A 26,109-nucleotide genomic window follows, 5' to 3' on the forward strand; every position below is an offset into this window, starting at 1 on the left:
TGGAAGCTGAAAATGGCGTGCTGCAATTTCAGCCCGATTGGTTGCCACTGGAACAGCTGGATACGGTGATTACTCTGGACAACGGCGAGCTGGATGCACAAATTCAATCAGCCCGCATAGGCGAAACCACTGTCCAGCGCGGCATTGTGCAGTTGCGACCGTCGCCATCTGCCGGGGGGCAACAGTTGCTGATCAAGGCCGATATCAGTGGCAAAACCGGCGATGCGGTAGCGGTACTGGCCCAGTCACCATTGCGGGGGCGGGTGGATGGTCTGGCTGGTTGGAACATCTCCGGCCAGAGCAGGGTGGCGCTTGATCTCATGGTTCCTCTCGCGGGTGACAATGCCGAGGGCTCCTATACCGTTGACGCCACATTGCAGAACAGTGGTCTGGCTTTGCCGGACAGTGATATTGCCCTTGAACAGTTGCAGGGCATACTCCGTTATCGCGATGGTAAGGGGTTATATGGCAAAGGGCTGACGGGCAGGTTCTGGGGTGAGCCGGTGTTGGCAGATATCTCCACTGATGGTGATGATTTGCTGATTGATGTAGCGGGACCCCTTGCCATGCCGGCCCTGGCCCGGTTTATCAATCTTTCATCGACGCGGATTCTGCAGGGGAAAACACCGGTTTCGGCGAAACTCTGGTTGCCCCTTGACGACGATGGTAATCCGGTCAGGCTGCAGCTCAATAGTCGGCTGGAAGGTGTCAGGATCGATTTGCCCGCCCCTGCGGGCAAGACTCAGGCATCTGTGAAGAATATCCAGGTGGATGTCACACTGGCAGAAGAACAGGATATTCGTATCAGTGCTGATGGCCACCTCCGTGCACACCTGAAGCAGAAAGCCGGTGTGTTGTCGCGCGGTCTGTTGGCGGTTCAGGATGATGAGGCCGAATTGCCCGGACCGGGCCAATTCCGTATTACCGGCAAACTGGACTATTTTTCTATGACCGAGTGGCAGCCCTACTTCGCTGAACTCGCCAGCGGCAATACCAATGCCCCGACAGCGTTGACGACGATGTTTGATGCGCGCGTTGAGGAGCTTGAGGTGGCGGGGCTGACGGTAGATCATGCGGTGGGAAGTGGCCGGTTTTACGAAGGCGATTGGCAGGTGGTGCTGGACAGTCAACAGGCCGCCGGTCAGGCGCTGATTCCCGGTTCCCCGTCGTCACCGATTCTGCTGGATCTGGAATGGCTGACCTTGCCGACTCCCGCACCCGAACAGGAAGCAGATGGGGATGGCGAAAGCCGCCTCGATCCGGCGCTATTTCCACTGATGCAGTTATCCATCAAAAAATTCGCCATGGGAGAGCGTACGTTCGGGCGGGTTGGCTTCCGGGCGGAGCCGCAGCCCTCCGGCGTGCTGATTTCTTCACTCGATGCCAATCTGTTGGGGCTGCAATTGGGGGGTAAGGATTACGATACTTCGGTACTCTGGACATTGAAAAATGGCATTCATGCGACCCAGTTTGATGGTCTGTTCAGTGTGGGTGATGTGGGTCAGGTCATGGAGAATTGGGGGATTCCCCCCGCGCTGGACAGTGAGGCCGGGCGCTTTTTTGCCGATCTGAGCTGGCTTGGTCAGCCCTGGGAAATATCCCCCTCCACGATGCGTGGTGCCATGTCCCTGCAACTGGAAAACGGGCGTTTTTACAAATCACCTTCCGGCACGGCCAATGCGTTGATCCGCTTGGTGGGGTTGTTTAATTTCAACAACTGGCTGCGCCGTCTGCAGCTGGATTTTTCCGATCTGTTTGAAAAAGGCATGAGTTTTGATGAGTTGCAGGGCGGTTTGGTGTTCGATGAGGGCACCATGCTGTTTGATCCGCCACTGCTGGTCAAAATGCCTTCCGGGCGGATCAAGATGGCCGGTAGCGCCGATCTGATTGCCGAGCAAATTGATGCGTCGCTGGTCACGACATTACCCGTGGGTACCAACCTGCCCTGGGTGGCGGCACTGGTCGGTGGCTTGCCTGCCGCTGCCGGGGTTTATATCACCAGCAAGCTGTTTGAAAAGCAGGTAGATAAGTTGTCCAGTATCAGCTATCGAATCACCGGTCCCTGGGATGATCCATCGGTCAAGGTGCAGAAAATATTCAGTGATAAAGGGGCGAAATGAGCCGCGTCGCAGCCATTCAGATGACAAACAATGGCAGTTTGCAGGGTAACTTGCAGCAGGCGGCGACCCTGATGGAACAGGCGGCCCATCAGGGGGCAAAGCTGTTGGTGTTGCCGGAATATTTCGCCTATCAGGGCTGTCGGGATCTGCCGGCGATTGCCCGGGATGAGAAAGATGCCAATGGTCCGGCCAGACAGTTTCTGGCAGAGCAGGCAAAACGCCATCAGGTCTGGATTGTGGGCGGAACTATCCCGGTTGCCCAACCAGTTGATCAGCGTGCGGCAGCGATGTGTTTTGTGGTGGATGCGGATGGCAGTGAGGTGGCGAATTACCAAAAGATCCATCTGTTCGATGTGCAGGTGGGTGACAGCCAGGGTCGTTATTGCGAGTCGGATGACTATCGTCACGGCAGCGAACCGGTGGTGGTAGGCAGTCCCTTCGGCAAGCTGGGATTGAGTGTTTGCTACGACCTCCGTTTTCCGGAACTCTACAGTTACCTGATGGCCCGGGGAGCAGAAATTTTGTTGGTTCCCTCCGCTTTTACGGCGACGACCGGTGAAGTGCACTGGCAATTATTGTTGCGCGCCAGAGCAGTGGAAAATCTCTGTTATGTGGTCGGTGCCAATCTGGGCGATCGGTTTCACTCAAAGCGGCCCACTTGGGGTGGCTCTGCTCTGGTGGATCCCTGGGGTCGGGTATTGGCAGAATTGGATGCGGGGCCGGGGGTGTTGGTGGCAGATGTGGATCTGGCTTATCTGAACAAATTGCGAAAAAACATGCCGCTTCACGAACACCGACGCTTTGATGTGGTCAAAACGCCATCATAAAAAACAAAGGCTCTATCATGAAAACCCCCTGTTTAGGCGCACTGATGGCATTATTGATGGTTCTCCCCCTGACGGTTTCCGCCGCAGAAATGGGTGTTGATCAAGCCCGGCAGCTCATTGAGGAGGGCCGGAATATGGAAACCATTCCCAAGGCAGTCTGGAAACAGATACTCACCCCGGCGCAGTACAGAATTCTCTGGAAGAAAGGCACCGAGCGTCCCTACACCGGGTCTCTGCTGGAGAACAAACAAAAGGGTACTTATGTGACGGCGGGCTGTCGCATTCCCGTGTTCCGCTCCGATCACAAATACGATTCCCAAACCGGTTGGCCGAGTTTCTGGAAATCCCACAAGCTGGACAATGTTGTGCTCGAGGATGACTGGTCATGGATGGGCAAGCGTGTGGAAGTGTTGTCTGCCTGCGGTGAGCACCTCGGGCATGTGTTTCAGGATGGCCCAAAACCTACCAGGTTGCGCTATTGCATCAATTCCGATGCGCTCCTGTTTATTCCTGACGAGGAGCAGTAACTCCGCGTCAGGAATGGATTCGCAGGTTTATTGCCATGTCGATACTGGTTACAGGTTTTGATGCCGGTCACGATCAAGTCAATGCCTCTGCGGTGCTGACAGCTTCCCTTCGGGATGATTTGCCACAGCCATTGTACCCGCTGCGCTCACAACTCCACTTTGCCATCCTGCCCCTGAGTGCCTCTGATCTGCGCGAGGCGGTGTTGGTGCAAATAGCTGTTTGTCAGCCGAGGTTTTGTGTGTTCACCGGTCAGGCCCGGGGCCGCAATAAAGTCCACCTGGAACGATTGGCTACCAATTTGAGGGATTTTGATTCCCCGGATGTGGCGGGCTCTCAGTCGCGCGGGGAAAGGATTGAACCCGATGGCCCGGCAGCTTACTGGAGTACCCTGCCGGGACAGGAAGCGATGATAGAGCAACTCAATCGACAGGGTATTCCGGCAGCGCTATCGAACCATGCCGGCAATCATCTGTGCAACCAGTTGCTCTATCAGGTTCTGCACTGGGCGCAGCAGAACGGTTCCGGCATGGCCTGCGGTCTTGTTCATATCCCGCCTCTTCCGATACAGGTTCGCCACCAGTGGCCGGAAACCCCATTCATGCTACTGGAGATGAGTCGTGCAGCTCTGGCACAGATTCTGCTGGTGTTGGTTCAGCAGACCGGGGCATCTGCGTCGTGAATCAACCTGCCTGACGGGAAACCCTGTTGCTTAACGGTGATAGGGATGCCCGGCATTGATACTCCAGGCGCGGTAGAGTTGTTCTGCCAGTAGTACACGCACCAGAGGATGGGGCAGGGTCAGTGCGGAAAGTGACCAGCGGCTGTCCGCTCTCGCGAGACACGCCGGTGCCAGGCCGTCGGGACCGCCGACCAGCAGGCTGACGTTGTCGCCGGAACCCTGCCACTGTTGCAACTTGATAGCCAGGTCTTCTGTACGCCAGGATTTGCCCTTTACATCCAGTGCGATAACCTGGTCCCGCTCGCCGATGGTTTTCAGCATTGCCTCGCCTTCCCGCAGGATTGCGCGCTGAATGTCGGCCCCCTTGCCTCGCTTGCCAAGTGGCAATTCGATCACCTCAATGCGGAACTCCGGGGGGAGGCGCTTGAGGTATTCGTTGCAGCCGGATTCCACCCAGTCGGGCATTTTTGTGCCGATGGCAAGGATTCTCAGCCGCACCGGATTTTATTCCTCGCTGCTGATTCTTGGGCTGCCGGGCCGAACGGACCAGAGTTTCTCCAGATCGTAAAACAGGCGGGTTTCCGGGAGCATGACATGTACCACGATATCGCCAAAATCCACCAGCACCCATTCCGAGGTGTCCATCCCTTCGACGCCAATGGGCTGAAAGCCGGCTTTTTTGCCTTCTTCCACCACGTTGTCCGCAAGTGATTTGACCTGGCGGTTCGAGGAGCCGCTGGCGACTACAATCTGGTCCATGACATCGGTCAGATCACTGACATCCATGGTGATGATGTCCTTGCCCTTGATATCCTCGAGGGCGTTGAACACGATATCGATCAGTTTTTTGCTCATTGAATGCCTTGTTGGTTAGTACAGCTGATGTTGGTTAATGTAGTCAATTATGTCGTCTGGTACCAGATAGCGGATGGACTCTCCCCGCTGCAATGCCTGGCGGATACCGGTGGCGGAAACGGGCAACAGGGTCATTTCCCGAATCAATAGGCCGCCAGCCGGTGTTGTCTGTAGCTCTCTGGTCTGATGGAGGCGGTGGTCCTCCACAAAATTGAGTACTTCCCCCGATTCCGGCAGATGCCAGCCTGGCCTGGCTGCCACCACAATATGAGCAAAGTCAGTCAGGTCCCGCCAGCGGTGCCACTGATTGATGGTCAGCAGTGCATCCATGCCGATACAGAGGCACAGCGGCACTTCCGGTCCGATTTCATGGCGCAGTTCGATCAGGCTGTCCACGGTATAGGAGGGGCCATCCCGGCGCAGTTCGCGGTCGTCGGCTACCAGACCCGGTTCACCGGCCAGTCCCAATTTCAGCATGGCCATTCTCTGCTTCGGCGATGCCTGTGGTAATACGCGATGAGGGGGGCGGGCGCTGGGCATCAGTCTCATCTCGGCAAGTGCCAGAAGATTTTTCAGTTCCAGTGCGGTGCGGAGATGGCCGATATGCACCGGGTCAAAGGTGCCGCCAAACAGGCCGACACCACATAATTGGTCAGAAGTCAGGGGCATAGCCTGGCGGCACTCCTATTGGCGAATTTCGCCGTGGCCGAACACGACCCATTTCTGTGAGGTGAGCCCTTCCAGGCCCACCGGGCCGCGTGCATGAATTTTGTCTGTGGAGATGCCGATTTCCGCACCCAGCCCGTATTCAAAGCCGTCGGCAAAGCGGGTGGAGGCATTGACCATGACCGAGCTGGAATCCACTTCCGCCAGGAAGCGGCCGCTGCGGGCGTCATCGGTCGTCACGATGGACTCGGTGTGCCGGGAGCCATAGTGGGCGATATGTGCCATTGCTTCATCCATATCTGCAACGATCTTGATGGACAAAACCGGGGCAAGATACTCGGTGCGCCAATCCTCTTCGGTGGCGGGCAGGCAGTCAATGACGGCGCGGGTTTTCTCGCAGCCCCGCAGTTCCACGCCCTTGGCCCGATAGGCCTCTGCCAGTCTGGGCAGAATTCTGGTGGCCACCGCCTCTGCCACCAGCAGGGTTTCCATGGCATTACAGACGCCGTAGCGGTGGGTTTTGGCATTCAATGCGATGTCGAACGCCATCTCCAGATCAGCCTTGTCATCGATATAGACATGGCAAATGCCATCCAGATGCTTGATCACTGGTACCCGTGCCTCGCGGCTGATCCGTTCGATCAGACTCTTGCCGCCGCGTGGGATAATCACATCAACATAGTCCGTCATGGTGACCAGCTCGCCCACAGCGGCCCGGTCGATAGTCTCGATCACCTGTACGATGGCTTCCGGAAGCCCGCTGTCGGTCAGCCCTTGTCGAATACAGTCAGCGATGGCCCGGTTGGATTCAATGGCCTCGCTGCCACCGCGAAGAATGGTAGCGTTGCCAGATTTCAGGCAGAGGCTGGCGGCATCCACCGTGACATTGGGGCGGGACTCATAAATGATACCCACGACACCGAGGGGTACGCGCATCTTGGCCACTTCAATGCCGCTCGGGCGGGTATTTCTGTCGCTGATGACGCCGATGGGATCGGGCAGTTCAGCCACCTGACGAAGACCCTCAATCATGGCATCCACACGGGCATCGTTCAGCTCGAGGCGATCAAGCAGCGCGGCATCCAGATTATTGTCGCGGCCCTTTTGTATATCGAGCGCATTGGCTTTCAAGACGCTGGACCGGTTGGCATCAAGCGCCTTGGCAATGGCCAGCAGTGCCGCATTCTTTGCCTCGGTGGAGGTGGCGGCAATGACCCGGGAAGCAGTTCTGGCCTGCTGTCCGAGTTGTTGCATGTATGATTTGAGATCCATGTCATTCAGTGCAGTGATTTCAGGACCGCGCATTATATCGCTGCAAGGCAGATAAGTCCTGATGATCCAGTGATAATTTTTATTTGGCAGACGAATACAGCGGTTGTTGTCATCCGGTGGGTGGACGAGTGTCCCTGAAACTGACTTTTTGCTGTGATGAATGATTGCCGGTCTTATGCCAAAGGTGAGCAGGCGCGCGTGGCGGGTTAGTGCTGGCTCATTGCGATTAGCCAACTGCGAATCTGTTGCAGGCGTTCGCCGGGATCATCCAGTTCCAGCAGGCTGATTCGCAGCTCTGGCTCTATGGGCAGCAAACGGGCCAGTTCCCAGCCCAGGGCATTGCCGTCCTGGGGTGCGACAAACGTTTGTTGCACAACGGGCTCACCTTCCGCCAGCGCCATCAGCAGATCGAGTAGATCCGCGGTAGAGTCATCCAGTGCAAGCGGTTCGTCCGGGGGACAAAATCGGACAATGCCGGTGACCAGGCCATCCTGTTCGGCCTCGCTATTGAGCAGCTGAAATCGTTGATTGCCACGTATCAGGATACCGAGCAGGCCGTTTTCAAGTTGACTCCAATCAATAATCTCGGCAATAACCCCCCAAGGGTAAACTCTGGGCACGGCGCCGACTTCAGGTCCCTCCAGAATCGGCACGACACCGAAGGACTGCTGTTTTTTGAAACACTCGGTGATCATCCGCAGATAGCGCTGCTCAAAAATTTGCAGATTGAGCGTTGTGCCCGGAAAAAGTGGCTGTGTCAGCGGAAACAGTGGCAGCCTGGTGGTTTCTGTCATGGTGTACTCAATGTCAGCTAGTGGCGATGAATCTTGGTGTGTTCCTGTGCAATCAGAACCGATGAGGAATTTTCTCATTGATGTGGGGAAGGTGTCAGCAATTTTGATTTCGGCACCAGCAGGGTGTCGTTATTGAAGCATTCGCCGCTGCGATAGCGGGGCGGATACCGCTGGGGTTTTTGCCAGAAGGGTCGGTAGGGGTGACGATTGTAATAGGGGTAGTAATTGTTGTAGTAGTGCTCCTCCCGATAGATCACCGGGGGCGTGGCCAATGGTTCGGGAATCAGAGCTTCTTCAGCTTCCCTGCGGGCCTGGGTTCTCTTTTCGCGATCCTGCTGCAGGCGCTCTGTGGTATTGGCCATCTGTTCGATACGGGCGTCAGCGTCATGCTGGACGCTGTCTTTCCTATCGGTGTCCGGCAGGGTAATGGTCTCCACCAGTACGGCGTTTTCCAGCGGCGCATCGCTGTAAACGACATTGCCATTGATGTCGACGGATTTGTAGACAGTCTGTCCCTGTGCCTGCACAGCAACTATGGCCAGCAGCATCAGTGCTGCTTGTCCAATACCTGTGATCCGCATATCAATCCTCAAATCATTCACTCCAGCCCATTTGGACACTATAGCAGTTGCAAAGTTGTCGCTGCCGGCACGTTCATAAAATAGTCATATCTTGTTCATTTGGCCGTCACACAGGCTGCCTACTGTGTCATTTATGACAACACTAAAAGCACTAGAAACACTCCACCTGCTCGATGTCGCCACTTTTTTGCGCATTGTGCAGTGGAATACCCGCAAGGGCATTCGACGGTTTGCCCGTCTCATCTCCTGCAGCGCCGATGGCTGGCTTTATCCCGTAGTCCCTGCACTGGCAGCGCTGTTCTCGATTTCTCTGGCGATACAGTTACTGATGGTGCTGGCGATCGGTTTTTCTATTGAGCGGGCAAGCTATTATGTGCTGAAGAACAGTTTCAGACGCAACCGACCACCCCGGGCCATTCCCGGCTACCAGAGTGTTATCACGGCATCGGATGAGTTCAGCTTCCCCTCGGGGCATACCTCGGGCGCGTTTCTGGTCGCAACAGCATTGGCAATGCTCCTGCCACCTGTCGGCATTGCCGGTTACTTCTATGGCTGGGCGACGTTGGTGGCACTGTCCCGCGTGATATTGGGCGTTCACTTTCCGCTGGATACACTGGCTGGTGCCCTGCTGGGTAGCAGCCTCGCCTGGGTTGCCCTGCAATTAGCCGGTGATCTGTTATGAGAATTTTCTACGGTGTACAGGGCACGGGTAATGGGCATCTTTCCCGCGCCCGGGCGATGGCCAGGGCACTCGGTCATTATCCGGACGTTCAGGTGGACTGGCTATTTTCCGGTCGGCAACGGGACGCGTATTTCGATATGGCGCTGTTTGATGATTTCCAGTGTCGCCGGGGGCTGACCTTTCATGTCCATGCCGGGCAACTTCAACCGCTGAAGACGCTGCAGCATGCCAACCTGCTGAGCCTGCACCGGGATATCAGAACACTGGGTCTGACCGGCTACGATCTGGTGATCAGTGATTACGAGCCAATCACCGCCAGAGCCGCACGTCGCCAGGGCATTCCCTGTATCGGTATTGGCCACCAATACGCGTTCCGTTTTCCGGTTCCCATGCGTGGTGGCAATCTGCTGAGTCGTGCGATCCTGCAACGGTTTGCCCCGGTAACCATTCCGGTGGGCCTGCACTGGCACCATTTTGATCAGCCGATCCTTCCGCCGATTGTGGATCTTGCACACGGGCTCGCGCCCCAGGGAAATACGGAGAACCGGGTATTGGTTTATCTGCCCTTTGAAGACCAGGACGCACTCCTGCCACTGTTTCGTCAGTTTACTCAGTATGATTTTTACATTTACGCCCCGGGTCAACGTTGGCATGACGATGACCATTTGCACACGCGTCCGCTGAGTCGGGATGGATTTCAGCAGGATCTGGTCGACAGCCATTGGGTGATCTGTAACGCTGGATTTGAATTGATCAGTGAAGCCCTGCAGCTGGGTAAGCGGATTATGGCCAAGCCGCTCCGTGGACAGATCGAACAACTGGCCAATGCCGCCGCCCTGGAGCAGCTCGGTTACGCTGCTATCGAAGATCGTATTGACTGCGCTGCTCTGGCATTCTGGTTTGACTGCGAGCCGGTGGCGCCCCGTACCCGTTATCCCGATGTCGCCGCCGCCCTGGCGCGCTGGATTTCTGGCGGCTGCACCGAGCCGGCGGCATCCCTCAGCGACCAGTTGTGGCGCGACACGGACCGGGGTCGCGGTTCCTGGAAAATGGGCCGGGTCGCCTGAGGTCAATGGCATCAGGTCCGGATAACGGGCAGATCATGCCAGCAGGTCGTGTAGGCCGGTGAGCAATACTGCTGGCGCATTGGCCAGCCCTGACTGCGCCCTGCGCTGGCGAGAAAAGCGGCACCGCGGCCATAGCGCCGGTTGATGGCATCCAGTGTCTGCATCAGCGTATCCGTGTGGACACTTTGATGATTCTGAAAAATGTCGGCCTGATGATGCTGACGTGAAACCAGCTCAATCAGACCGATCCCGGCTTTCAGATAGGCATACCCCGGTCGGTAGATGGCCCGCACTGCCTGTCTGGCATGAGCGGCGATCAGCCGACTGTCGTCGGTGTCAAAGGGCAACTGTACCACGGTGCTATTGCTGTAGTAGTCAGGCCGGTGGGGCGATGTATGGATAAACACCTGGATGGTCCGTGCCAGGTGTTGCTGCCCACGCAGTTTTTCCGCCGCGTTACTGGCATAGAGGCTGACCGCTTTCAGCAGGGGTTCCATGCTGGTGGGTTTCCGGCCGAAAGACTGTGTGCAGTAAATCTGTTTTTTGTCAGGTGGTACCTCTTTCAGTGCCAGACAGGAAATGCCGTTTAGCTCCGCTACGGTGCGTTCGATACAGACATTGAAACGCTGGCGGATTCTTTTCGGGTTGCTGTCGGCCAGTTCCCCCGCGCTGTGAATCCCCATTCTGGCCAGCTTCTGACCGAGCCGTGGGCCGATACCCCATACCCTGGTGGCCGGTACCCGGTGCAGTAACCATTGCCATTTTTCAGGACTGTCCAGCAGACAGACCCCTTGACAACCCGGGATGTTTTTTGCGCCGTAGTTGGCCAGTTTCGCCAGTGTCTTGCTGGGTGCCAGGCCGACACTGACCGGCATGCGTATCTGTTGCCAGATGGCCCGTTTGATGGTCAGGCCGTACGGTTGCAATGGCAGATCCATACCTGCTAGGTCCAGAAACATTTCATCAATGCTGTAAATTTCGATATTCGGGCTGAAGTGGCGCAGGCTGTCCATCACCCGGCGGGATATATCGCCATAAAGCCGGAAGTTACCGGAAAATACATTGACCCTGTGTCGCTCCAGCAACGGCCGGATTTTGAAATAGGCTTGTAGGTCGGGAATGTCGAGCGCCTTGGCTTCCTTTGAGCGGGCAATCACACAGCCGTCGTTATTACTCAATACCACCACGGGCTTGTTGCGCAGGTCCGGTCGAAAAATCTGCTCACAACTGGCGTAGTAGCTGTTGCAGTCAACTAGCGCAAACATCGGTGATGGCGCACGGAATGGACGACGACTCCCTCAATGATCAATTCGGCATTGTCATGCAGCTCGATCGGGGGGTAGCGAAGATTGCCGGCGCGCAGTAACTGTTCGTTGAGATCCAGCACCTTGCAGGTCAGTTCACCGTCGATGGCGGCAATCACCACATCGCCATGTTGGGGTTGCAGGGCGCGATCCACCACCAGCAGGTCGCCGCTGAAAATGCCAAAGCCGGTCATTGAATCGCCTTCGGCACGGGCAAAGAATGTGGCAGCCGGATGTTTTACCAGATAGTTGTGAATATCCAGTGGCCTCTCGACAAAATCGTCTGCCGGGCTTGGAAAGCCCGCTCTTACCGTTGCGCCGAACAGGGGTATGCAGCGGTTAGTGGTGGGTAGTGTCAAAAGGGATGTTTTCATAGTGGCAAAATACTGTATAAATAAACAGTATTCAATGAAATTTTAGGCTGCCTACGAGAAAACCGTATCCCGACGATAGAGCAGGCGATCCGATGGGAAGGAAAAAGTTTATTCCCGGTCGATCCGGGTAATTTTGTTACGGGTAATTTTAATGGTCGGGTAAATAGCGGGTTCCTGAATGGCAGAGACCTGCTCTGTGAAGCGCGCGACATTTTTATAGTCGAGCTGCTGGAGTGCATGAATATCCCGCGTCCACCACTGGCTGTGTAGCAGTTGTTCGATCAGTGCCTTCTCAAAACGAAACCGGATCGGTCTGGCGGGGTTGCCGGCGACAATCTGGTAGGGCAGTACATCTTTTGTAACGACGGAGTTTCTGCCAATAATGGCGCCGTTGCCCACCGTCACTCCTTCCATTACAACCACATCCTGGCCAATCCAGATGTCATTTTCGATGACGGTTGGGGTTGCAACGTATTGGTAATTGGTACACAGATAAATGCTGTTTGAGGCCCAGTCAACAGGATGAATTCTCTTGCTTTGCCCCAGCGTGACATTTTGTCCGATAGAGCAAAACCGTCCAATACTTGCCACGTTGCTGATCATGCCGCTGCGGACATAGCTGTATGCGCCAAATGACATTCTTTCAATATCATCGTTAATGATTCTTGTGCTGCCGAGGGATATGGGGGTCTCCGCATAAATGACGGAGGATCCCGAAATCCTTTCCATATGATTGATTTTGATGCCCAGTATTCTTGCCTTTCTTGTGAGCAGGTAGTCGTGAAATTTCACTTTATTTCCTGAGAGGTTAAAGGTGCCGGGCGTGAAAGCGCAGGTGATTGCCGATAAAGGAACTGATAAAAAAATAGCTGTGGTCGTAACCCGGTCGATAGCGGATATCCAGCGGGTAACCCACCTGTTGCGCGGCATCGGCCAGCAGGTGGGGCTTCAGTTGTGAGTCGAGGAAGTCATCCGCTTTTCCCTGGTCGACCAGTATGGGCAGGTGGTGTGATGCCTGCCTGATCAGTTCGCTGCTATCGTAGTTGCGCCAGCTTTCCCGATCGTCCCCCAGGTACGTGCTAAGGGCCTTTTCACCCCACGGACAGCGCATGGGTGAGCAGATTGGAGCAAAGGCCGATACCGAGCGGTAGCGGTCGGGGTTTTTCAGGGCAATGGTCAGCGCGCCGTGGGCCCCCATGGAGTGGCCGGACAGGGCGATTTTTTCGTGATCCACCGGAAAGTGGGCATTGATGAGATGAGGCAGTTCGTCCACGACATAATCGTACATACGGTAGTGTCTGTCCCAGGATTGTCGGGTGGCGTTGAGGTAAAATCCGGCACCCAGACCAACATCATAGGCCCCTGCCGGGTCATCGGGCACCCCTTCACCGCGGGGGCTGGTATCCGGTGCTATCAGTGCGATTCCATATTCTGCCGCATAGCGCTGTGCCCCCGCCTTGATGACGAAATTTTCATCTGTAAAGGTCAGGCCGGACAGCCAGTACAGTGCCGGCACAGCCCGCTGATCGGCCTGGGGTGGCAGGTAGATGGAGAATGTCATGTCGCAGTCGAGCGAATCCGCCCGGTGCCGGAAGCGGAGCTGTTGGCCCTCAAAACAGCGATGGGCATCGATTTGTTCCATGGTCGGCCCTCTGTCTAGTAGCGTATCACCGAGCGGATACTCTCGCCGCTGTGCATCAGATCGAAAGCCCGGTTGATCTCGTCCAGCGGCATGGTGTGGGTGATCAGCGAGTCGATATCAATTTTGCCATCCATGTACCAGTCGACAATTTTGGGTACATCGGTGCGCCCCCGTGTGCCGCCGAAAGCAGTGCCGCGCCAGGAGCGCCCTGTGACCAACTGAAACGGGCGCGTGGCAATTTCCTTGCCGGCCCCGGCGACACCGACGATACAACTTTCGCCCCAGCCCTTGTGGCAGCACTCCAGTGCCTGACGCATGACATTCACATTGCCAATACATTCAAAGCTGTAGTCCACCCCGCCGCCGGTGATTTCCACCAGATGCCCAACCACATCGTCCACCTCTGACGGGTTGACGAAGTCGGTCATGCCGAACTGTTTTGCCAGCGTAGCCTTGGCGGGATTCAGGTCGATGCCGATGATTCGGGTAGCGCCGACCATTCGGGCACCCTGGATGACATTGAGACCGATACCGCCGAGACCAAATACAGCGACGGTGGAGCCCGGTTCCACTTTCATGGTGAAGGCCACCGCGCCGATGCCGGTGGTCACCCCGCAGCCGATGTAGCAGATCTTGTCGAAGGGCGCGTCCTCGCGGACCTTCGCCAGAGCGATCTCCGGCAGCACGGTAAAGTTGGCAAAGGTGGAGCAGCCCATGTAGTGAAGCAGGGGTTGTCCGTCGAGAGAAAACCGGTTGGTGCCGTCGGGCATCAACCCCTGACCCTGAGTGCTTCTGATAGCCTGATAGAGATTGGTTTTGGGGTTGAGGCAGAAATCACATTCCCGGCATTCGGGGGTGTAGAGGGGAATCACATGATCGCCGGGCTTGAGATTTTTTACTCCGGCACCCACTTCCACCACGATCCCGGCACCTTCGTGGCCGAGAATGCGCCTTCCGGGTCATCACCGGAGAGGGTGAAAGCATCGGTGTGACAAACACCGGTGGCCTTGATTTCCACCAGTACTTCCCCGGCTCTCGGTCCCTGCAGGTCAACGTCAACCACTTCGAGGGGTTTGCCTGCGCCAAAGGCGACCGCTGCACGTGTTTTCATCCGTCATGTTCCCCGTCTTTTGGAAATTCGCTCACGACTATAATCAGTTGCTCGCGGGGTAGAAAACGGATCACTGGTGGCAAGCCCGACACAGGCTGAGTGGGCTACTTGGCCGCAACCAGATCCCTGACGGCCGTGGCCAGCATCTGATTGGATACCAGCATTTCGCGGTTGACGTTAAGGAGTGTCGAGAGGGGCACACCGATACCATCACCATCGCTGTGGCGGGTAATCAATTGGTGGAGACGGTCATGGGACAGGTTGATTTCGGTCTCCAGTTGCGTGCGCTTTTCGGCAACCAGTATCGGGTCGGTTTTTTCCAGCAGGTTGAGCAGGTGCCGGTAAATGGCGCGGGTGTCGTGGCGAATGGTTTCTATCACTTCCTCGTCGTCGGACTGCATCCGCAATTCCACGATATTGAGCCGTATGTCCTTGAAGCTTTTGGCGCTGAACACCATATCCCTGGCCGCATGCAGCAGCCCCGAAACAATCTGCGCTTCATCGCTGCTGGCTTTTTCCTGCAGGACCCGATTGGCGTAGTGCAGGATCTGCTGTTCGGTGTGCTTTATATCCGCATACTGGTCATCATAGCTGGGATTTTTGAGGCTGATTTCACGATATACCGGGTAGGCATCGTATTCCTGCAGCAGCTCTTGTGGGCGTATTTTCAGCACCCGAAGGTTGAGGATGATGACCCGGTAAAACAGCCGGATCACTTCCTGGTGAATGGCTTCACTGGCGGCATCGCTGACGGTGGCCGGGACTTTGGTGATGAACTGGCAGCCGCTGCCATCTTCGTCGGCAAAGCGGTTTTGCAGCCAGCGGGCGAGCGGTGAGACAAAGGGCAGGAAAAGAATAATTGCAAACAGGTTAAACAGGGAGTGGAACAGTACCACGGCGTACATCGGATCCTGTACCGCCAGGATATCGGTAATCAGCTGCAGGATCGGGTAGAGCAGCGCCAGCGCGATCAGACTGGACAGCAAATGAAAAATGAAATGCGCCAGCGCCACCCGGTGTTTGTCCGGTGAGCCTTTCAAGCTGCCGATGACAACTGTTACGGTGGTTCCCAGGTTTGCGCCTGCCATGACGGCTGCCGCGGTAGTGAGCGGCATCACTTCGGCATGAATCGCGCTCAGTACAATCATCATGGTGGCTGAGCTGGACTGAATCACTGCCGTAAATAGCAGCCCCCCCAGTGCGTAGAGCAGAATCGGGTAATCGGCAAACACCCCGGGAACACTCTGTTCGGCCAGTGTCCCCATACTGGTTTTCATAAAATCGAGTCCCATCAGCAGAAGCCCCAGTCCGAGCAGCAATCGGGCTTGACTGTGACGTCGATGTTCTGTGCTGAGAAAGACGGTACCGAGCGTCCCCACCGCCAGTAGCGGCATGGCGTATTCCGTGAGACTGAGTTTGAAACCGATGGTGGCAACAATCCATCCGGTAAAGGTGGTGCCGAGGCTGGCGCCGAAAATAACGCCCAGGGCGTTGGCCATGGTGAGGATGCCGGCTCCCACAAAGGCCAGCACGATAAGGCCGACCATTGAACTGCTCTGCAGACAGGCGGTGCTGACGACGCCCATCATGACACCGCGGATCGGGGTGTTGGTGTAATCCCTCAGTATGTGGCGGAAGGCGCGGGTGCCGAGCGTACGCAACGCCTGTTCCAGAATCATCATCCCGTAAAGGAAAATGCCCAGACCGGCCACCAGTTCCCAGGGTTGAAACGGCATCGTTGGAATAATCTCCAGAAGACTTGCGTTTACAGCTTGTTTTGAAAAAGTGTAGCAGGGAACGTGGCGACAGGGTTAAAAAACCGCAACAGGCAATGAGCCGTTGCGGTTTTTAAGGGGTCTGCCGTTACTTGCCGAATGGCTTGAATATCAGGATCAGTTTTGGCAGCAACGTCATCGAGCCCAGCAATGCTGCCAGCATCGCCAAGCCGGTCAGCAGGCCGAAGTAGACGGATGGGATAAAATTCGACAGCGCCAGAATGGAGAAGCCGATGATAATGGTGATGGCCGTATAAAACAGTGCCCGGCCAATGCTGGCATGGGCCCGGTGCATGGTGGCGAGGTAGTTGCGATCCACGACAAACTCCCGTTTGAAACGGGTGATGTAGTGAATGGCGTGATCCACACCAATGCCCACTGTAATGGCGGCAATGGTAATGGTCATCATATCCAGAGGTATCCTGGCAATCCCCATGCCGCCAAGGACTACGGTGGCGGCGAGCATATTCGGCAGGATGGCAATGAGAGAAATGGACAGTGAGCGGAACAGCACCAGGAACATGGCCATAATGCCGATAAATACGGCACCCAAAGTCAGGATCTGTGAGCGAAACAGGCTTTGCAGCATATTGTTATAGAGTACCAGCAGGCTGGTCAGATGCACCTGGTCTTCCTGCAGTCCCACTTCTTCCACGGCAAACCGACGAATACTTTCCAGTAGTTCCGGTCGTTTCAGTTCACCGCCGGTTTCCCGGATGCGCAAAGTGATACGGGCCTGATTCAGCTCGTCGTCAATATAGGGGTCAAACAGAAGTTCGGCATTTTCCCGGGACAGGCTGTTGCGGAGAAAGGCCAGCTCCAGGTCGTTAAGGCGATGCCCCATCAGGTCTTCGGCAACATCAGTGATTGTTACTAGCGAATTGACTTTACCCACCTCGGGAAGCGATTCCAGGTAATCATGCAGTTTGTCCAGCTCTTGAATGCCGACCCCCGTGAACCAGTAGCTGGTGGTGGAAGCCTGGTTGCCGGAGCTGTCGCCGTCGGCAAAAGGGTCCTCTTCGCCGAAGGGGTCGTCGGCAGCAAATGGATCTTCCTCCGCAAACGGGTCTTTTTCGTCTGCGCCAGCACCATTGTCACTGCCGGTGGGCGGCGCAGCTGTTTTGGGCGCATCGAGAATAATATCCAGTGGGGTGGTGCCTCCCAGTTTTTCATCGATAACGGAAAGTCCCTGATGAATCTCGGTGTTCGAGCGGAAGTAGTCGATAAAACGGTTTTCCACCTGCAACTGGGAAATACCCCAGCCGCTAATCACTGCGGCCAGCAAAGCCAGACCGAGTACCAGTCCGCCGTGATTTTCGGTGAATCGTGAAAAATACAGGGTATAGGCAGCAGAGTTGTCACCATTGTCGTTGTTTTGACCCTTGCCGAGCAGCATCATGCCGGCGGGAATCACCAGAAACGCCAGTATCAGTGCCAGGGTGATACCCATGGTCATCATCCAGCCAAAATCGATCACCGGCCGGATGTCGCTGACCACCAGCGAGACGAATGCCACCACGGTGGTAAGTACGGTATACAGGCAGGGGCGGGCCATGTAACTGACGGTTTCACTGACCAGCGCCAGTTGGCTGCGCTCAGGGGACTCGGCGAGTATTTCCCGGTAGCGAACAATCAGGTGAATGGTCAGCGCCAGAGTGATGATCAGCAGCAGTGCCACAAAATTGGAGGAGATCACGGTCAACCGCCAGTCAATCCAGCTGAGGTAACCGAGCATGATTTCCACCGACAGCAGGCAAGTCAGTAGTGGCAGGACCACCCAGCGGAGTTGCCGGAAGATAATCGCCAGGGTCAGGATAATAAACAGCACGATACCAGTGCCAAAAATCCGCAGATCGCTTTTGATAAAGTCAATCATGTCTGCGGTAATCATGCTCGGCCCGCCGAGAAACAGCTCGGCACGATCCTTGAAGGCCGCCATTTTTTCACGCACTTCGGCCACTCTCTGGTGCTCAATGGCGGCGCGCTCGGTACGGTAATCGAGGAATTCCTTGCTCACTCGTTCCAGTTCGATCTCTTCCTCAGCTGTCAATCCCTCGGTATCCCGCTTGAGCCGCAGTGAATCCCGTTTGCGAACCAGATCAAGGTATTTTCGATCCAGCTCCATGGTCGCCAGCAGCGCCGTGGTTTGACCATCCGGGCTGAGAATCAGGTTGCGATAGATCGGGCTTTCGAGAAATTCCTGACGGGCCTGATCGCGGTCGGTATCTTTGTCGGTGAGTTTGCGCGGCTCATCCTTGAGTTGGGAGATTTTGACTTTGGGGCTGTAGAGTAGAGGAACGTCAAGCATGGAGGTGATGTTGGTGACGCCCTCGATTTGCCTCAGTTCATCGCGAATCTCCGCCAGTGTGGCCAGTGAGTCATCGTCAAACAGATCCCCTTCTTTGGGGGTGTAAGTGACCACCAGAAAATCGCTGCTACCGTAGTGTTGGAGTGTTTGGCGGAAATAATCCAGATCTGCGTCATGTTCCAGGGTTAATGAGTCAGCAGAGGCATCCAGCTTGAAGTTCGGCAATCCGAAAGCCATGCCCACGGCCAGCGACAGTGTCGCTATCAAGACAGCCAGAGGATGGCGGAGTACGATGGTTTCGTAGATTCTCAGGAGTCTTGCTGACATCTGGGTTTCCTTATTCTTCTGGTGGATGGGGGCAAGCGGCACATTATGCCAGAAGAAATGGCAGCATCGTAGCCAGACCACGGCAGCATCATTTGCCGATCGGTGTGGCCCAGCGGGCGCTCGGGATCAATCAGATCGCGCACCCGTTGCTTGAGTGTTTTTGCCTCCGGGAAACCACCGTTGCGAGCGCGTTCCCACAGCAACTGTTCATCGAGGGAAATTTCGAAAGTGCCACCGATTTCTGCTGGCCTCAGAACAACTTCAGCAAGGTCGTCGGCAAAGGTGGTGAGCAGTTCCTGAGCCAGCCAGGCTGAGCGCAATAACCACTGACAGCGGGGGCAATAGGTGATGACGATGCGTGGTTTCGGGGACATCGGGTACACTCCGGTGTTATAAATTGGGATCGTGGCAAGATAACTTTCGGGCAGAAAATATGAAAGGGGTAATCCTCGATGTCGACAACCTTGGGCCGCAGGATGTGGATCTGCCGCCGATCACGGATCTGCCGCTGTTATGGACAGTATATGGCAATACCGAGCCGACCGAGCTCGTCGAACGCATTGCCGGTGCAGGGGTGGACGTGCTCACCGAAGAGCCCCCTGCCAATGGCAATCCACTGCTCAATCCGGCTCTGTCCAACTTGATCGTTACGCCCCATAGCGCATGGGTGGCTCGCGAAGCAAGGCAGCGTTTGATCACTCTGGCAGCAGGCAATCTGCAATCCTATCTGGCGGGCTCGTCAGACAATCAGGTTTTGTAGGAGAGGGGACCATGTTGGGACTGATACAGCGCGTCAGCTATGCCACGGTTGAGGTCAATGGTGACAAAGTGGGTGAAATTGGTCCGGGTATCCTGCTGTTGCTGGGTGTCCAGGCCGGTGACAGCGAGGAAACTGCCGCCCGATTGCTTCACAAGGTGCTCAACTACCGTATCTTTCCGGATGATGAAGGCAGGATGAACCTTAATCTTCAGCAGACGGGTGGTGGTTTGATGGTGATATCCCAGTTCACGCTGGCCGCAGATACTGGCAAGGGATTGCGCCCGGGGTTCAGTAATGCGGCGCTACCAGATCGGGCAGAGGTACTTTACGATTATTTTTTGAGCAGGGCAGAGCATCTCTATCCGGATGTGGCCTCGGGGATTTTTGGTGCCAATATGCAGGTGAGCCTGTGCAATGATGGCCCGGTGACCTTTATGCTGGAAGGGTGAGGCGGAGGGCAGAAAAATGGCGCCGCGCCTATGAGGGGAGAACGCCATGTCGAGTTTCAGTGGGGTGCAGGGAGACTTCTGCGGTTTTTTATGGGGTGACTTTTTCGGGCACCTTTTACTGAGTGACTTTGTTGAACACCTCGGTGACGCTCTGCTCGATCATCGGAATCAGTAGGTCCTGACCATCCTGTTCAGCCTTGGTATTAAAGTCGTTGCCGGCGATCTGCTTGCCGTTGGTGATGCTCTCCAACTTGTAGTTGAGCGCAACGGAATTCCCTTTGCGAATGGTCCCCTGAGCCGCCGTCAGCTTTTCCATCGATTCCTGCTGCATCTGCACGCTGGCGGCAGTATTGGCGACGTTGGCCGCAGTGGTGGCGGCGACATAACTACCCATACTTCCCCCCACGCCTGCGTATGGCAGTGCTGAGGAAATCACGCCGGCACCGATGGAAAGTGCCTTGCCCCAGCTCTTCTTTTTTTTGTACGCCACGTCGGCAGTCAGCATGTAATCGCAGCCGGACTGCTTTGCCTCGGCTGCCAGTTGCGCGGGCAGTCGGGATTGCAGGGCGACCACTTCAAGCATTGGACCGCTGAGGTAGGAGACCAGCATGTTTTGCACTGGGCTGGATACGTCCTGTCCGCTGGCACCCTGGCCCAGTTGGGCCTGGGGAGGTGCAATGGCAATGCAGGGTTTCTGGCCCGCGGATGCCGCACTGACACCCAGTGCGAGAGTGCCTGCGAACAGCAAAACGGTGGCACGGCGAAATAGCGGGCAATTTGAGATCATGAAAATTCCCTCTTCAATGCATGGTGAGATGGCTAAAGTGTGATAGGAGTCTCATTTAATCAAATATCAAAGGGCGTGTTGAGCTTTTTTTTCACCGCCACTTTGGCCAGTCGGGCATAACTTGGTATACCGTTGATGTAGGGTGGGTAGTCTTCCCCTTCAATCAATGGTGCAAGGTAATTCCTTGCCAGTTGGGTGATGCCAAAACCGTCCCGTGAAATAAAATCGCTGGGCATCTTCTTTTCAATGTTGGCTACCTTGTCCAGCCCCACTTCCCCCAGTCGCCACCTGTAATCGTCTCCGTCCAGCCGTTCGATGGTTACCATCACAGAGTTTTTGCCCGCCAGCGCGTATTCCACCGCAGCCTTTCCCACCGCATACGCCTGCTGTACATCTGTGGCGGAGGCGATATGTCGTGCTGAGCGCTGCAGATAATCCGCTACGGCCCAGTGGTATTTATAACCCAGCTCGTGCTTGATCATTGCCGCGAGGGTAGGCGCCAGCCCACCCAGCTGCTGATGCCCGAAGGCATCTGTGGTGACTGATCCGGCGAGCATGGTGCCGTCAGAGTACTGAACACCCTCCGAGGCGACGATCACACAGTAGCCCTGTTGTTGCACGGTCTGCTCGACTTTGGCAATGAAGTCTTCATGAATGAAGGGCAACTCGGGAAACAGAATAATATGCGGCGGGTCGCCTGCCTGCTCCGCAGCCATGGCGCTGGCGGCAGCAATCCAGCCGGCATGACGGCCCATCACTTCCAGGATAAATACCTTAGTGGAGGATTCGCACATTGCCGCGACATCCAGGCTTGCTTCTTTGGTGGAGATGGCCACGTATTTTGCAACCGAGCCAAAGCCTGGGCAGTTATCGGTGAAGGGCAGGTCGTTATCCACGGTTTTCGGGATATGGATCGCCTGGATTGGATAGCCCGTTTTCTCCGAGAGTTGGGAAACTTTCAGGCAGGTATCGGCAGAGTCGCCGCCACCGTTGTAGAAGAAATAGCCGATGTTGTGAGCCTTGAATACCTGGATCAGACGTTCGTATTCGGCGCGGTTTTCTTCCAGGCTTTTCAACTTGTAGCGGCACGACCCGAAAGCCCCTGATGGCGTGTGGCGTAAGGCGGCAATGGCCTGATCCGATTCCTTGCTGGTATCGATCATATCCTCCCGCAGGGCGCCGATAATGCCGTTGTGGCCCGCGTAGACCTTGCCAATTTTATCGCTGTGCCGACGGGCAGTTTCAATGACGCCGCAGGCACTGGCATTAATGACCGCTGTAACGCCGCCGGACTGTGCATAGAAGGCATTCTTTTTCGGCATGGGTTCCCCCGTTGGACCGCAATTTTCAGCAGCGGCGAATCATACTGGAAAGCGTTGGGGATTTCATTTTTTATGGTGGCATTGCAGCACTGCCTCCGACTAGACTTGCAGGGTAATTGAGTCCGGCCGACACATTGCCGCTTGGTTCTTGTGCCGGAATGCCACAACAGAGACAGGTTATCGAGACCGTATGCATATTCATATCCTAGGTATTTGCGGCACCTTTATGGGCTCACTCGCGCAGCTGGCCAAAGCCATGGGGCATGATGTGTCCGGTTGCGACAGCAATGTCTATCCACCGATGAGTACCCAGCTGGAAAATGCCGGTATTACCCTGACGGAAGGCTACGACCCGGATCAGCTCAACCCTGCTCCGGATCTGGTGGTGATCGGCAATGCGCTGTCCCGCGGTAACCCCGCCGTGGAATACGTGCTGGATAACGGCATTCCCTACACATCCGGTCCGCAGTGGCTGGGGGATTATTGTCTCGGTGATCGCTGGGTGCTGGCGGTGGCGGGAACCCACGGCAAAACCAGTACTGCCAGCATGCTGGCGTGGATACTGGAGTATGCCGGTATGCAACCGGGATTTCTGATTGGCGGGGTGCCGAATAATTTTGGTGTCTCTGCACAATTGGGCGAGTCAGCGTTTTTTGTGGTGGAAGCGGACGAATACGACAGTGCTTTCTTTGACAAGCGCTCCAAGTTTGTTCATTACCGCCCTCGCACTGCAATCCTCAATAATCTGGAATTTGATCACGCTGATATCTTCCCCGATCTGGCTGCCATCCAGACCCAGTTTCACCATTATGTGCGCACTATCCCCGGCCACGGGCTGATCGTTGCACCGGCCAAAGACGCCCATCTTCAGGCGGTCCTGGCAATGGGGAACTGGTCGGAGTATCAGCCTTTGGGTGATCCCGACAGTTGGGATGTGGAGGCCATAGAACAGGACGGCTCGGTTTTTCGCATCCGCTATCAGGGTAGGCAGCGTGGGATTGTCCGGTGGCAGCAAACCGGAGACCACAATATCGCCAACGGCATGGCCGCCATTGCCGCTGCCCACCATGTGGGCGTAGCACCAGAGGTGGCCTGTGAGGCACTGTGCCGGTTCAGTGGCGTCAAACGCCGCATGGAAAAACTGGCGACCATTAACGGTGTCTCGGTCTACGATGATTTCGCCCACCATCCCACTGCCATAGCGACGACGCTGGCCGGTTTGCGCTATCGGGTGGGCGACGAAAAAATCCTCGCGGTCATTGAGCCGCGCTCCAATACCATGAAGCTTGGCGTGCATCGCGGCCATCTTGCCGAGGCTACCGGTGCTGCCGATCAGGTACTCTGGTTCCAGCCGGATAACGTGGGCTGGTCGCTGGCGGAGGAGGTGATAGCCGGTCCGGTCCCGGCCGAAGTGCTTGAGACGATTGATCGACTGGTGGGGCGGATTTTACAGTTGGCAGTGGACGGCACCCATGTGGTGATTATGAGTAATGGTGGTTTTGGTGGCTTGCACGGCAAGCTGGTGGCTGCACTTGAGGAGCATGCTCATGGCGGAGTTTGATCGTTCGATTACCCTGGCAATGACTGGGGCATCCGGTGCCCAGTATGGCTTGCGTCTGCTGGAGTGTCTGGTTCAGGCCAATTGTCAGGTCCATTTTCTGATCTCGGAAGCGGCGCGGGTCGTGGTGGAAACTGAAACGGAGTTGACGCTGCCCGGCGATGAGGAGCTGGAGGATTTTTTAACGCTCAATTTTGATGCTGAGCCGGACCAGATCATTCTCAATACCTCCCGCGACTGGTTCTCGCCCGTGGCGTCCGGGTCCTCTGCGCCGCGCTCGATGGTGATCTGTCCCGCCAGTGGTGGCACCATTTCTGCGATTGCCTGTGGCGCCAGTAATAATCTGATTGAGCGCGCCGCAGATGTGGCGATCAAGGAAAAACAGCAGTTGATCGTGGTGCCCAGAGAGACGCCCCTGTCAGAATTGCATCTCGAGAATCTGCTGAAACTGGCCCGGTTGGGTGTCACCGTGATGCCGGCGATGCCGGGTTTTTACCAGAACCCGCAGACAATCGACGATCTGGTGGATTTTCTGGTGGCGAGGTTGCTGGATCACCTGGAGATTGAACAGAGCCTGCTGCCCCGCTGGGGTGAGTGATGGCCGGCAATCGAGGGCTGCTATGGCTGCTGGCTGTTCTGTTGGCTGTGCTGGTCTGGTCCTGGGTCGAGCCGTTTGATCGTGCCACCTGGTGGCTTGAGGCCATCCCCGTATTGATTGCCCTGCCGGTGCTGTACGTCACCCGTCGGGACTTCCCGTTGACGCGACTTAGTTATTACCTGATTTTTCTGCACGCCGTGATTTTACTGGTGGGTGCCCACTATACCTATGCCCGGGTGCCATTGGGGTTTTTGGTGGCAGACTGGTTTGATTTCACCCGCAATCACTATGACCGTTTTGGGCACCTGGCCCAGGGCTTTGTGCCCGCGATTCTGGCGAGGGAGATACTCTGGCGCAACCGGGTTGTGGTCGGTCGCTACTGGCTGTTTTTTCTGGTCACCTGCTTCTGTCTGGCGTTCAGCGCCTTTTATGAATTACTGGAGTGGCTGACCGCGGTAGTGGGTGGCGACGGTTCCGTCGAATTTCTCGGCACGCAGGGGGATGTCTGGGACGCCCAGTGGGATATGTTTATCGCGTTGCTCGGCGCGATCAGTGCCCAGTTGTTGCTGGGTGGTTGGCACGACCGGCAGATGGCGGTTGTTGCTGCGTCAATGCGGCATTGATTTTGTCTGTGATTCAGACGCACTGATACCAGTTAGTCCCACTTTTGTCGGTCTGCATGGTGAGTTTTCCCTGTGCCATCAGGTAGTGCAGGTGGGCATAACTTTCACCTGTCGCCAGTACCAGCATCGAGTTGCCGATCGGGGCTTTGAAAAGCACTGGAAACAGATCAACCACCCGTTTTGGGCTGTCGCAGTGTTGCACAACCCTGTCCAGGTCCCGTTCATGGCCGTCGATCAGGGTCTGCAATCTCGGCTGAGCGCCGGTGAACGGTAAGCCGTGGGAGGGCAGCGCCAGTGTCTTTTCCGGTAGCAATGCCTTGAGTTTGTGGCAACTGTCGATCCATGCCTGCAGTGGGTTGCCCGCCGGCTCCATGGGCCAGACGCTGACGTTGGAGGAAATGGTCGGCAACAGCTGGTCCCCGGCGATAAACAGGCCCAGCTCGGGGCAGTGCAGGCAGGCGTGTTCGGGTGAATGCCCCTCGCCCATGACCACCTGCCAGCGACGACCCCTGATATCGAAACTGTCGCCTGGCTGCAGTCGGTGGTAAGTGGCCGGCATGCCCCGAACCATACTGCCGAAGGAGCCAAATTTGGCGCGATAATAACGCAATTGTTCGTTGTTGAAACCGGCGGCCCGGTAGAAGTTGATCGCTTCTTCCGGTGCTTCACGATTACTGTCAGCCAGCAGGATCCGGCAATGCATATATTCACTGCGGGACATCCAGAATTTGGCGCCGCTGTAGCGGCATAGCCAGGCGGCGAGTCCGATATGATCCGGGTGCATGTGGGTGGCAATCAGGCGTTTTACCGGCTTTTTTGATGACGCAATCGGCGCGAGCTTCAGCCACAGCTCGGTGGTGTCCTCGGTGGCCAGCCCGGTGTCCACTATCGTCCAGCCATTGTTTTCTTCGAGTAACCACAGATTGATATGGTCGAGCCGGAAGGGCAATGGCATGCGCAGCCAGTGGACGCCATCCGCAATTTCTTTCAGGACTCCCAACGGCGGGGGTTCGGGAAACGGATACTGGGGCTTGGCGAGGTTATTCATGCATTTTCACGTTTTGGTTACGGTATCGGGCCATGCTAACAAAAAGCATAGC

Annotated in this window: 27 protein-coding genes and 1 pseudogene; 11 read left to right on the forward strand and 17 right to left on the reverse strand. The window is 56.1% G+C overall.

Annotation, left to right across the window (positions count from 1 at the left end; all coding sequences use genetic code 11):
- The 4 genes from ACTF5G_RS02270 to ACTF5G_RS02285 all read left to right on the forward strand — a co-directional run.
- Positions 1 to 2,120, forward strand: a 2,120-nt coding sequence (locus tag ACTF5G_RS02270) for a YhdP family phospholipid transporter (protein ID WP_438951202.1), incomplete at its 5' end; no start/stop codon positions are given.
- On the forward strand, positions 2,117 to 2,947 hold the full coding sequence (locus tag ACTF5G_RS02275) for a carbon-nitrogen hydrolase family protein (protein WP_438951203.1): 831 nt from the start codon (positions 2,117 to 2,119) through the stop codon (positions 2,945 to 2,947). The genes ACTF5G_RS02270 and ACTF5G_RS02275, both read left to right, overlap by 4 nt.
- 17 nt (positions 2,948 to 2,964) lie before the next feature.
- Positions 2,965 to 3,474 (forward strand): peptide-methionine (R)-S-oxide reductase MsrB, encoded by a 510-nt coding sequence (msrB, locus tag ACTF5G_RS02280; RefSeq protein WP_438951204.1) that lies wholly within the window; start codon positions 2,965 to 2,967, stop codon positions 3,472 to 3,474.
- 35 nt (positions 3,475 to 3,509) lie between these two features.
- Positions 3,510 to 4,154, forward strand: a complete 645-nt coding sequence (locus ACTF5G_RS02285) for a pyroglutamyl-peptidase I family protein (protein WP_438951205.1) — start codon at positions 3,510 to 3,512, stop codon at positions 4,152 to 4,154.
- A gap of 30 nt (positions 4,155 to 4,184) precedes the next feature.
- On the opposite strand, the gene rlmH is transcribed toward ACTF5G_RS02285, so the two are convergent.
- The 6 genes from rlmH to ACTF5G_RS02315 all read right to left on the reverse strand — a co-directional run bounded on the left by rlmH (position 4,185) and on the right by ACTF5G_RS02315 (position 8,322).
- Positions 4,185 to 4,652 carry a 23S rRNA (pseudouridine(1915)-N(3))-methyltransferase RlmH gene (gene rlmH, locus ACTF5G_RS02290; RefSeq protein WP_438951206.1) on the reverse strand — a complete coding sequence of 156 codons (468 nt, stop codon included), beginning with the start codon at positions 4,650 to 4,652 and terminating at the stop codon, positions 4,185 to 4,187.
- A 6-nt stretch (positions 4,653 to 4,658) separates the two neighbouring features.
- Positions 4,659 to 5,009: a ribosome silencing factor gene (rsfS, locus tag ACTF5G_RS02295; protein WP_438951207.1), complete on the reverse strand. Its 351-nt coding sequence runs from the start codon at positions 5,007 to 5,009 to the stop codon at positions 4,659 to 4,661.
- A 15-nt stretch (positions 5,010 to 5,024) separates the two neighbouring features.
- Complete coding sequence (gene nadD / locus ACTF5G_RS02300; protein ID WP_438951208.1) at positions 5,025 to 5,678, reverse strand: nicotinate-nucleotide adenylyltransferase; 654 nt, start codon at positions 5,676 to 5,678, stop codon at positions 5,025 to 5,027.
- Positions 5,679 to 5,693: 15 nt separating this feature from the next.
- A complete protein-coding gene (locus ACTF5G_RS02305; protein ID WP_438951270.1) occupies positions 5,694 to 6,947 on the reverse strand; it encodes a glutamate-5-semialdehyde dehydrogenase in 1,254 nt (417 codons plus the stop codon).
- A gap of 206 nt (positions 6,948 to 7,153) precedes the next feature.
- Complete coding sequence (locus ACTF5G_RS02310) at positions 7,154 to 7,741, reverse strand: LON peptidase substrate-binding domain-containing protein (RefSeq protein ID WP_438951209.1); 588 nt, start codon at positions 7,739 to 7,741, stop codon at positions 7,154 to 7,156.
- Between the two features lie 74 nt (positions 7,742 to 7,815).
- The gene (locus tag ACTF5G_RS02315) at positions 7,816 to 8,322 is read right to left on the reverse strand and encodes a DUF4124 domain-containing protein (protein ID WP_438951210.1); all 507 of its coding nucleotides are present in this window, start codon (positions 8,320 to 8,322) and stop codon (positions 7,816 to 7,818) included.
- Positions 8,323 to 8,455: 133 nt separating this feature from the next.
- On the opposite strand from ACTF5G_RS02315, the gene ACTF5G_RS02320 reads away from it, so the two are divergent.
- Together ACTF5G_RS02320 and ACTF5G_RS02325 are read left to right on the forward strand one after the other, a co-directional pair.
- The gene (locus ACTF5G_RS02320) at positions 8,456 to 9,004 is read left to right on the forward strand and encodes a phosphatase PAP2 family protein (RefSeq protein ID WP_438951211.1); all 549 of its coding nucleotides are present in this window, start codon (positions 8,456 to 8,458) and stop codon (positions 9,002 to 9,004) included.
- Positions 9,001 to 10,071, forward strand: coding sequence for an MJ1255/VC2487 family glycosyltransferase (locus tag ACTF5G_RS02325; protein WP_438951212.1), 1,071 nt, complete (start codon positions 9,001 to 9,003; stop codon positions 10,069 to 10,071). Before ACTF5G_RS02320 ends, ACTF5G_RS02325 begins: the two co-directional genes overlap by 4 nt.
- Before the next feature lie 11 nt (positions 10,072 to 10,082).
- Here the strand turns inward: ACTF5G_RS02325 and ACTF5G_RS02330 are convergent, their stop codons facing one another.
- The 8 genes and pseudogenes from ACTF5G_RS02330 to ACTF5G_RS02365 form a co-directional block, all read right to left on the reverse strand.
- Positions 10,083 to 11,336 (reverse strand): Y-family DNA polymerase, encoded by a 1,254-nt coding sequence (locus tag ACTF5G_RS02330; protein WP_438951213.1) that lies wholly within the window; start codon positions 11,334 to 11,336, stop codon positions 10,083 to 10,085.
- A complete protein-coding gene (locus ACTF5G_RS02335) occupies positions 11,324 to 11,749 on the reverse strand; it encodes a LexA family protein (RefSeq protein WP_438951214.1) in 426 nt (141 codons plus the stop codon). The genes ACTF5G_RS02330 and ACTF5G_RS02335 overlap by 13 nt, the downstream gene beginning before the upstream one ends.
- A 108-nt stretch (positions 11,750 to 11,857) precedes the next feature.
- Entirely contained in the window at positions 11,858 to 12,541 is a 684-nt protein-coding gene (locus ACTF5G_RS02340) for a CatB-related O-acetyltransferase (RefSeq protein WP_438951215.1), read from the reverse strand.
- Between the two features lie 16 nt (positions 12,542 to 12,557).
- Complete coding sequence (gene fghA, locus ACTF5G_RS02345; RefSeq protein WP_438951216.1) at positions 12,558 to 13,391, reverse strand: S-formylglutathione hydrolase; 834 nt, start codon at positions 13,389 to 13,391, stop codon at positions 12,558 to 12,560.
- Between the two features lie 14 nt (positions 13,392 to 13,405).
- A pseudogene (locus tag ACTF5G_RS02350) lies at positions 13,406 to 14,502 on the reverse strand (S-(hydroxymethyl)glutathione dehydrogenase/class III alcohol dehydrogenase).
- A 104-nt stretch (positions 14,503 to 14,606) separates the two neighbouring features.
- Complete coding sequence (locus ACTF5G_RS02355; RefSeq protein WP_438951217.1) at positions 14,607 to 16,238, reverse strand: Na/Pi cotransporter family protein; 1,632 nt, start codon at positions 16,236 to 16,238, stop codon at positions 14,607 to 14,609.
- Positions 16,239 to 16,365: 127 nt separating this feature from the next.
- Positions 16,366 to 18,912: an efflux RND transporter permease subunit gene (locus ACTF5G_RS02360; RefSeq protein WP_438951218.1), complete on the reverse strand. Its 2,547-nt coding sequence runs from the start codon at positions 18,910 to 18,912 to the stop codon at positions 16,366 to 16,368.
- Positions 18,894 to 19,286 carry a SelT/SelW/SelH family protein gene (locus ACTF5G_RS02365; RefSeq protein ID WP_438951219.1) on the reverse strand — a complete coding sequence of 131 codons (393 nt, stop codon included), beginning with the start codon at positions 19,284 to 19,286 and terminating at the stop codon, positions 18,894 to 18,896. Before ACTF5G_RS02365 ends, ACTF5G_RS02360 begins: the two co-directional genes overlap by 19 nt.
- Positions 19,287 to 19,345: 59 nt before the next feature.
- Between ACTF5G_RS02365 and ACTF5G_RS02370 the strand changes: the two genes are divergently transcribed.
- On the forward strand, positions 19,346 to 19,672 hold the full coding sequence (locus ACTF5G_RS02370; protein WP_438951220.1) for an NAD(P)-dependent oxidoreductase: 327 nt from the start codon (positions 19,346 to 19,348) through the stop codon (positions 19,670 to 19,672).
- Between the two features lie 11 nt (positions 19,673 to 19,683).
- The gene (dtd, locus tag ACTF5G_RS02375; RefSeq protein WP_438951221.1) at positions 19,684 to 20,121 is read left to right on the forward strand and encodes a D-aminoacyl-tRNA deacylase; all 438 of its coding nucleotides are present in this window, start codon (positions 19,684 to 19,686) and stop codon (positions 20,119 to 20,121) included.
- 115 nt (positions 20,122 to 20,236) lie between these two features.
- Here the strand turns inward: dtd and ACTF5G_RS02380 are convergent, their stop codons facing one another.
- Both ACTF5G_RS02380 and ACTF5G_RS02385 read right to left on the reverse strand, forming a co-directional pair.
- The gene (locus ACTF5G_RS02380; protein ID WP_438951222.1) at positions 20,237 to 20,908 is read right to left on the reverse strand and encodes a hypothetical protein; all 672 of its coding nucleotides are present in this window, start codon (positions 20,906 to 20,908) and stop codon (positions 20,237 to 20,239) included.
- Between the two features lie 59 nt (positions 20,909 to 20,967).
- Positions 20,968 to 22,230: a 6-phosphofructokinase gene (locus ACTF5G_RS02385; protein ID WP_438951223.1), complete on the reverse strand. Its 1,263-nt coding sequence runs from the start codon at positions 22,228 to 22,230 to the stop codon at positions 20,968 to 20,970.
- 190 nt (positions 22,231 to 22,420) lie between these two features.
- On the opposite strand from ACTF5G_RS02385, the gene mpl reads away from it, so the two are divergent.
- Genes mpl through ACTF5G_RS02400 form a run of 3 tightly spaced genes read left to right on the forward strand, consistent with a single transcriptional unit; the run spans position 22,421 to position 25,009 of the window.
- Complete coding sequence (gene mpl / locus ACTF5G_RS02390) at positions 22,421 to 23,791, forward strand: UDP-N-acetylmuramate:L-alanyl-gamma-D-glutamyl-meso-diaminopimelate ligase (RefSeq protein WP_438951224.1); 1,371 nt, start codon at positions 22,421 to 22,423, stop codon at positions 23,789 to 23,791.
- Entirely contained in the window at positions 23,778 to 24,386 is a 609-nt protein-coding gene (locus ACTF5G_RS02395) for a flavin prenyltransferase UbiX (RefSeq protein ID WP_438951225.1), read from the forward strand. Before mpl ends, ACTF5G_RS02395 begins: the two co-directional genes overlap by 14 nt.
- The gene (locus tag ACTF5G_RS02400; protein ID WP_438951226.1) at positions 24,386 to 25,009 is read left to right on the forward strand and encodes a DUF2238 domain-containing protein; all 624 of its coding nucleotides are present in this window, start codon (positions 24,386 to 24,388) and stop codon (positions 25,007 to 25,009) included. Before ACTF5G_RS02395 ends, ACTF5G_RS02400 begins: the two co-directional genes overlap by 1 nt.
- A gap of 13 nt (positions 25,010 to 25,022) precedes the next feature.
- Here ACTF5G_RS02400 and ACTF5G_RS02405 read toward each other — a convergent pair whose 3' ends face one another.
- Positions 25,023 to 26,057 (reverse strand): MBL fold metallo-hydrolase, encoded by a 1,035-nt coding sequence (locus tag ACTF5G_RS02405; protein ID WP_438951227.1) that lies wholly within the window; start codon positions 26,055 to 26,057, stop codon positions 25,023 to 25,025.
- Positions 26,058 to 26,109: the final 52 nt, after the last annotated feature.

The sequence above is a fragment of the Porticoccus sp. genome, from assembly GCF_965660005.1.
In the GTDB taxonomy this organism is placed as follows: Bacteria; Pseudomonadota; Gammaproteobacteria; order Pseudomonadales; family Porticoccaceae; genus Porticoccus.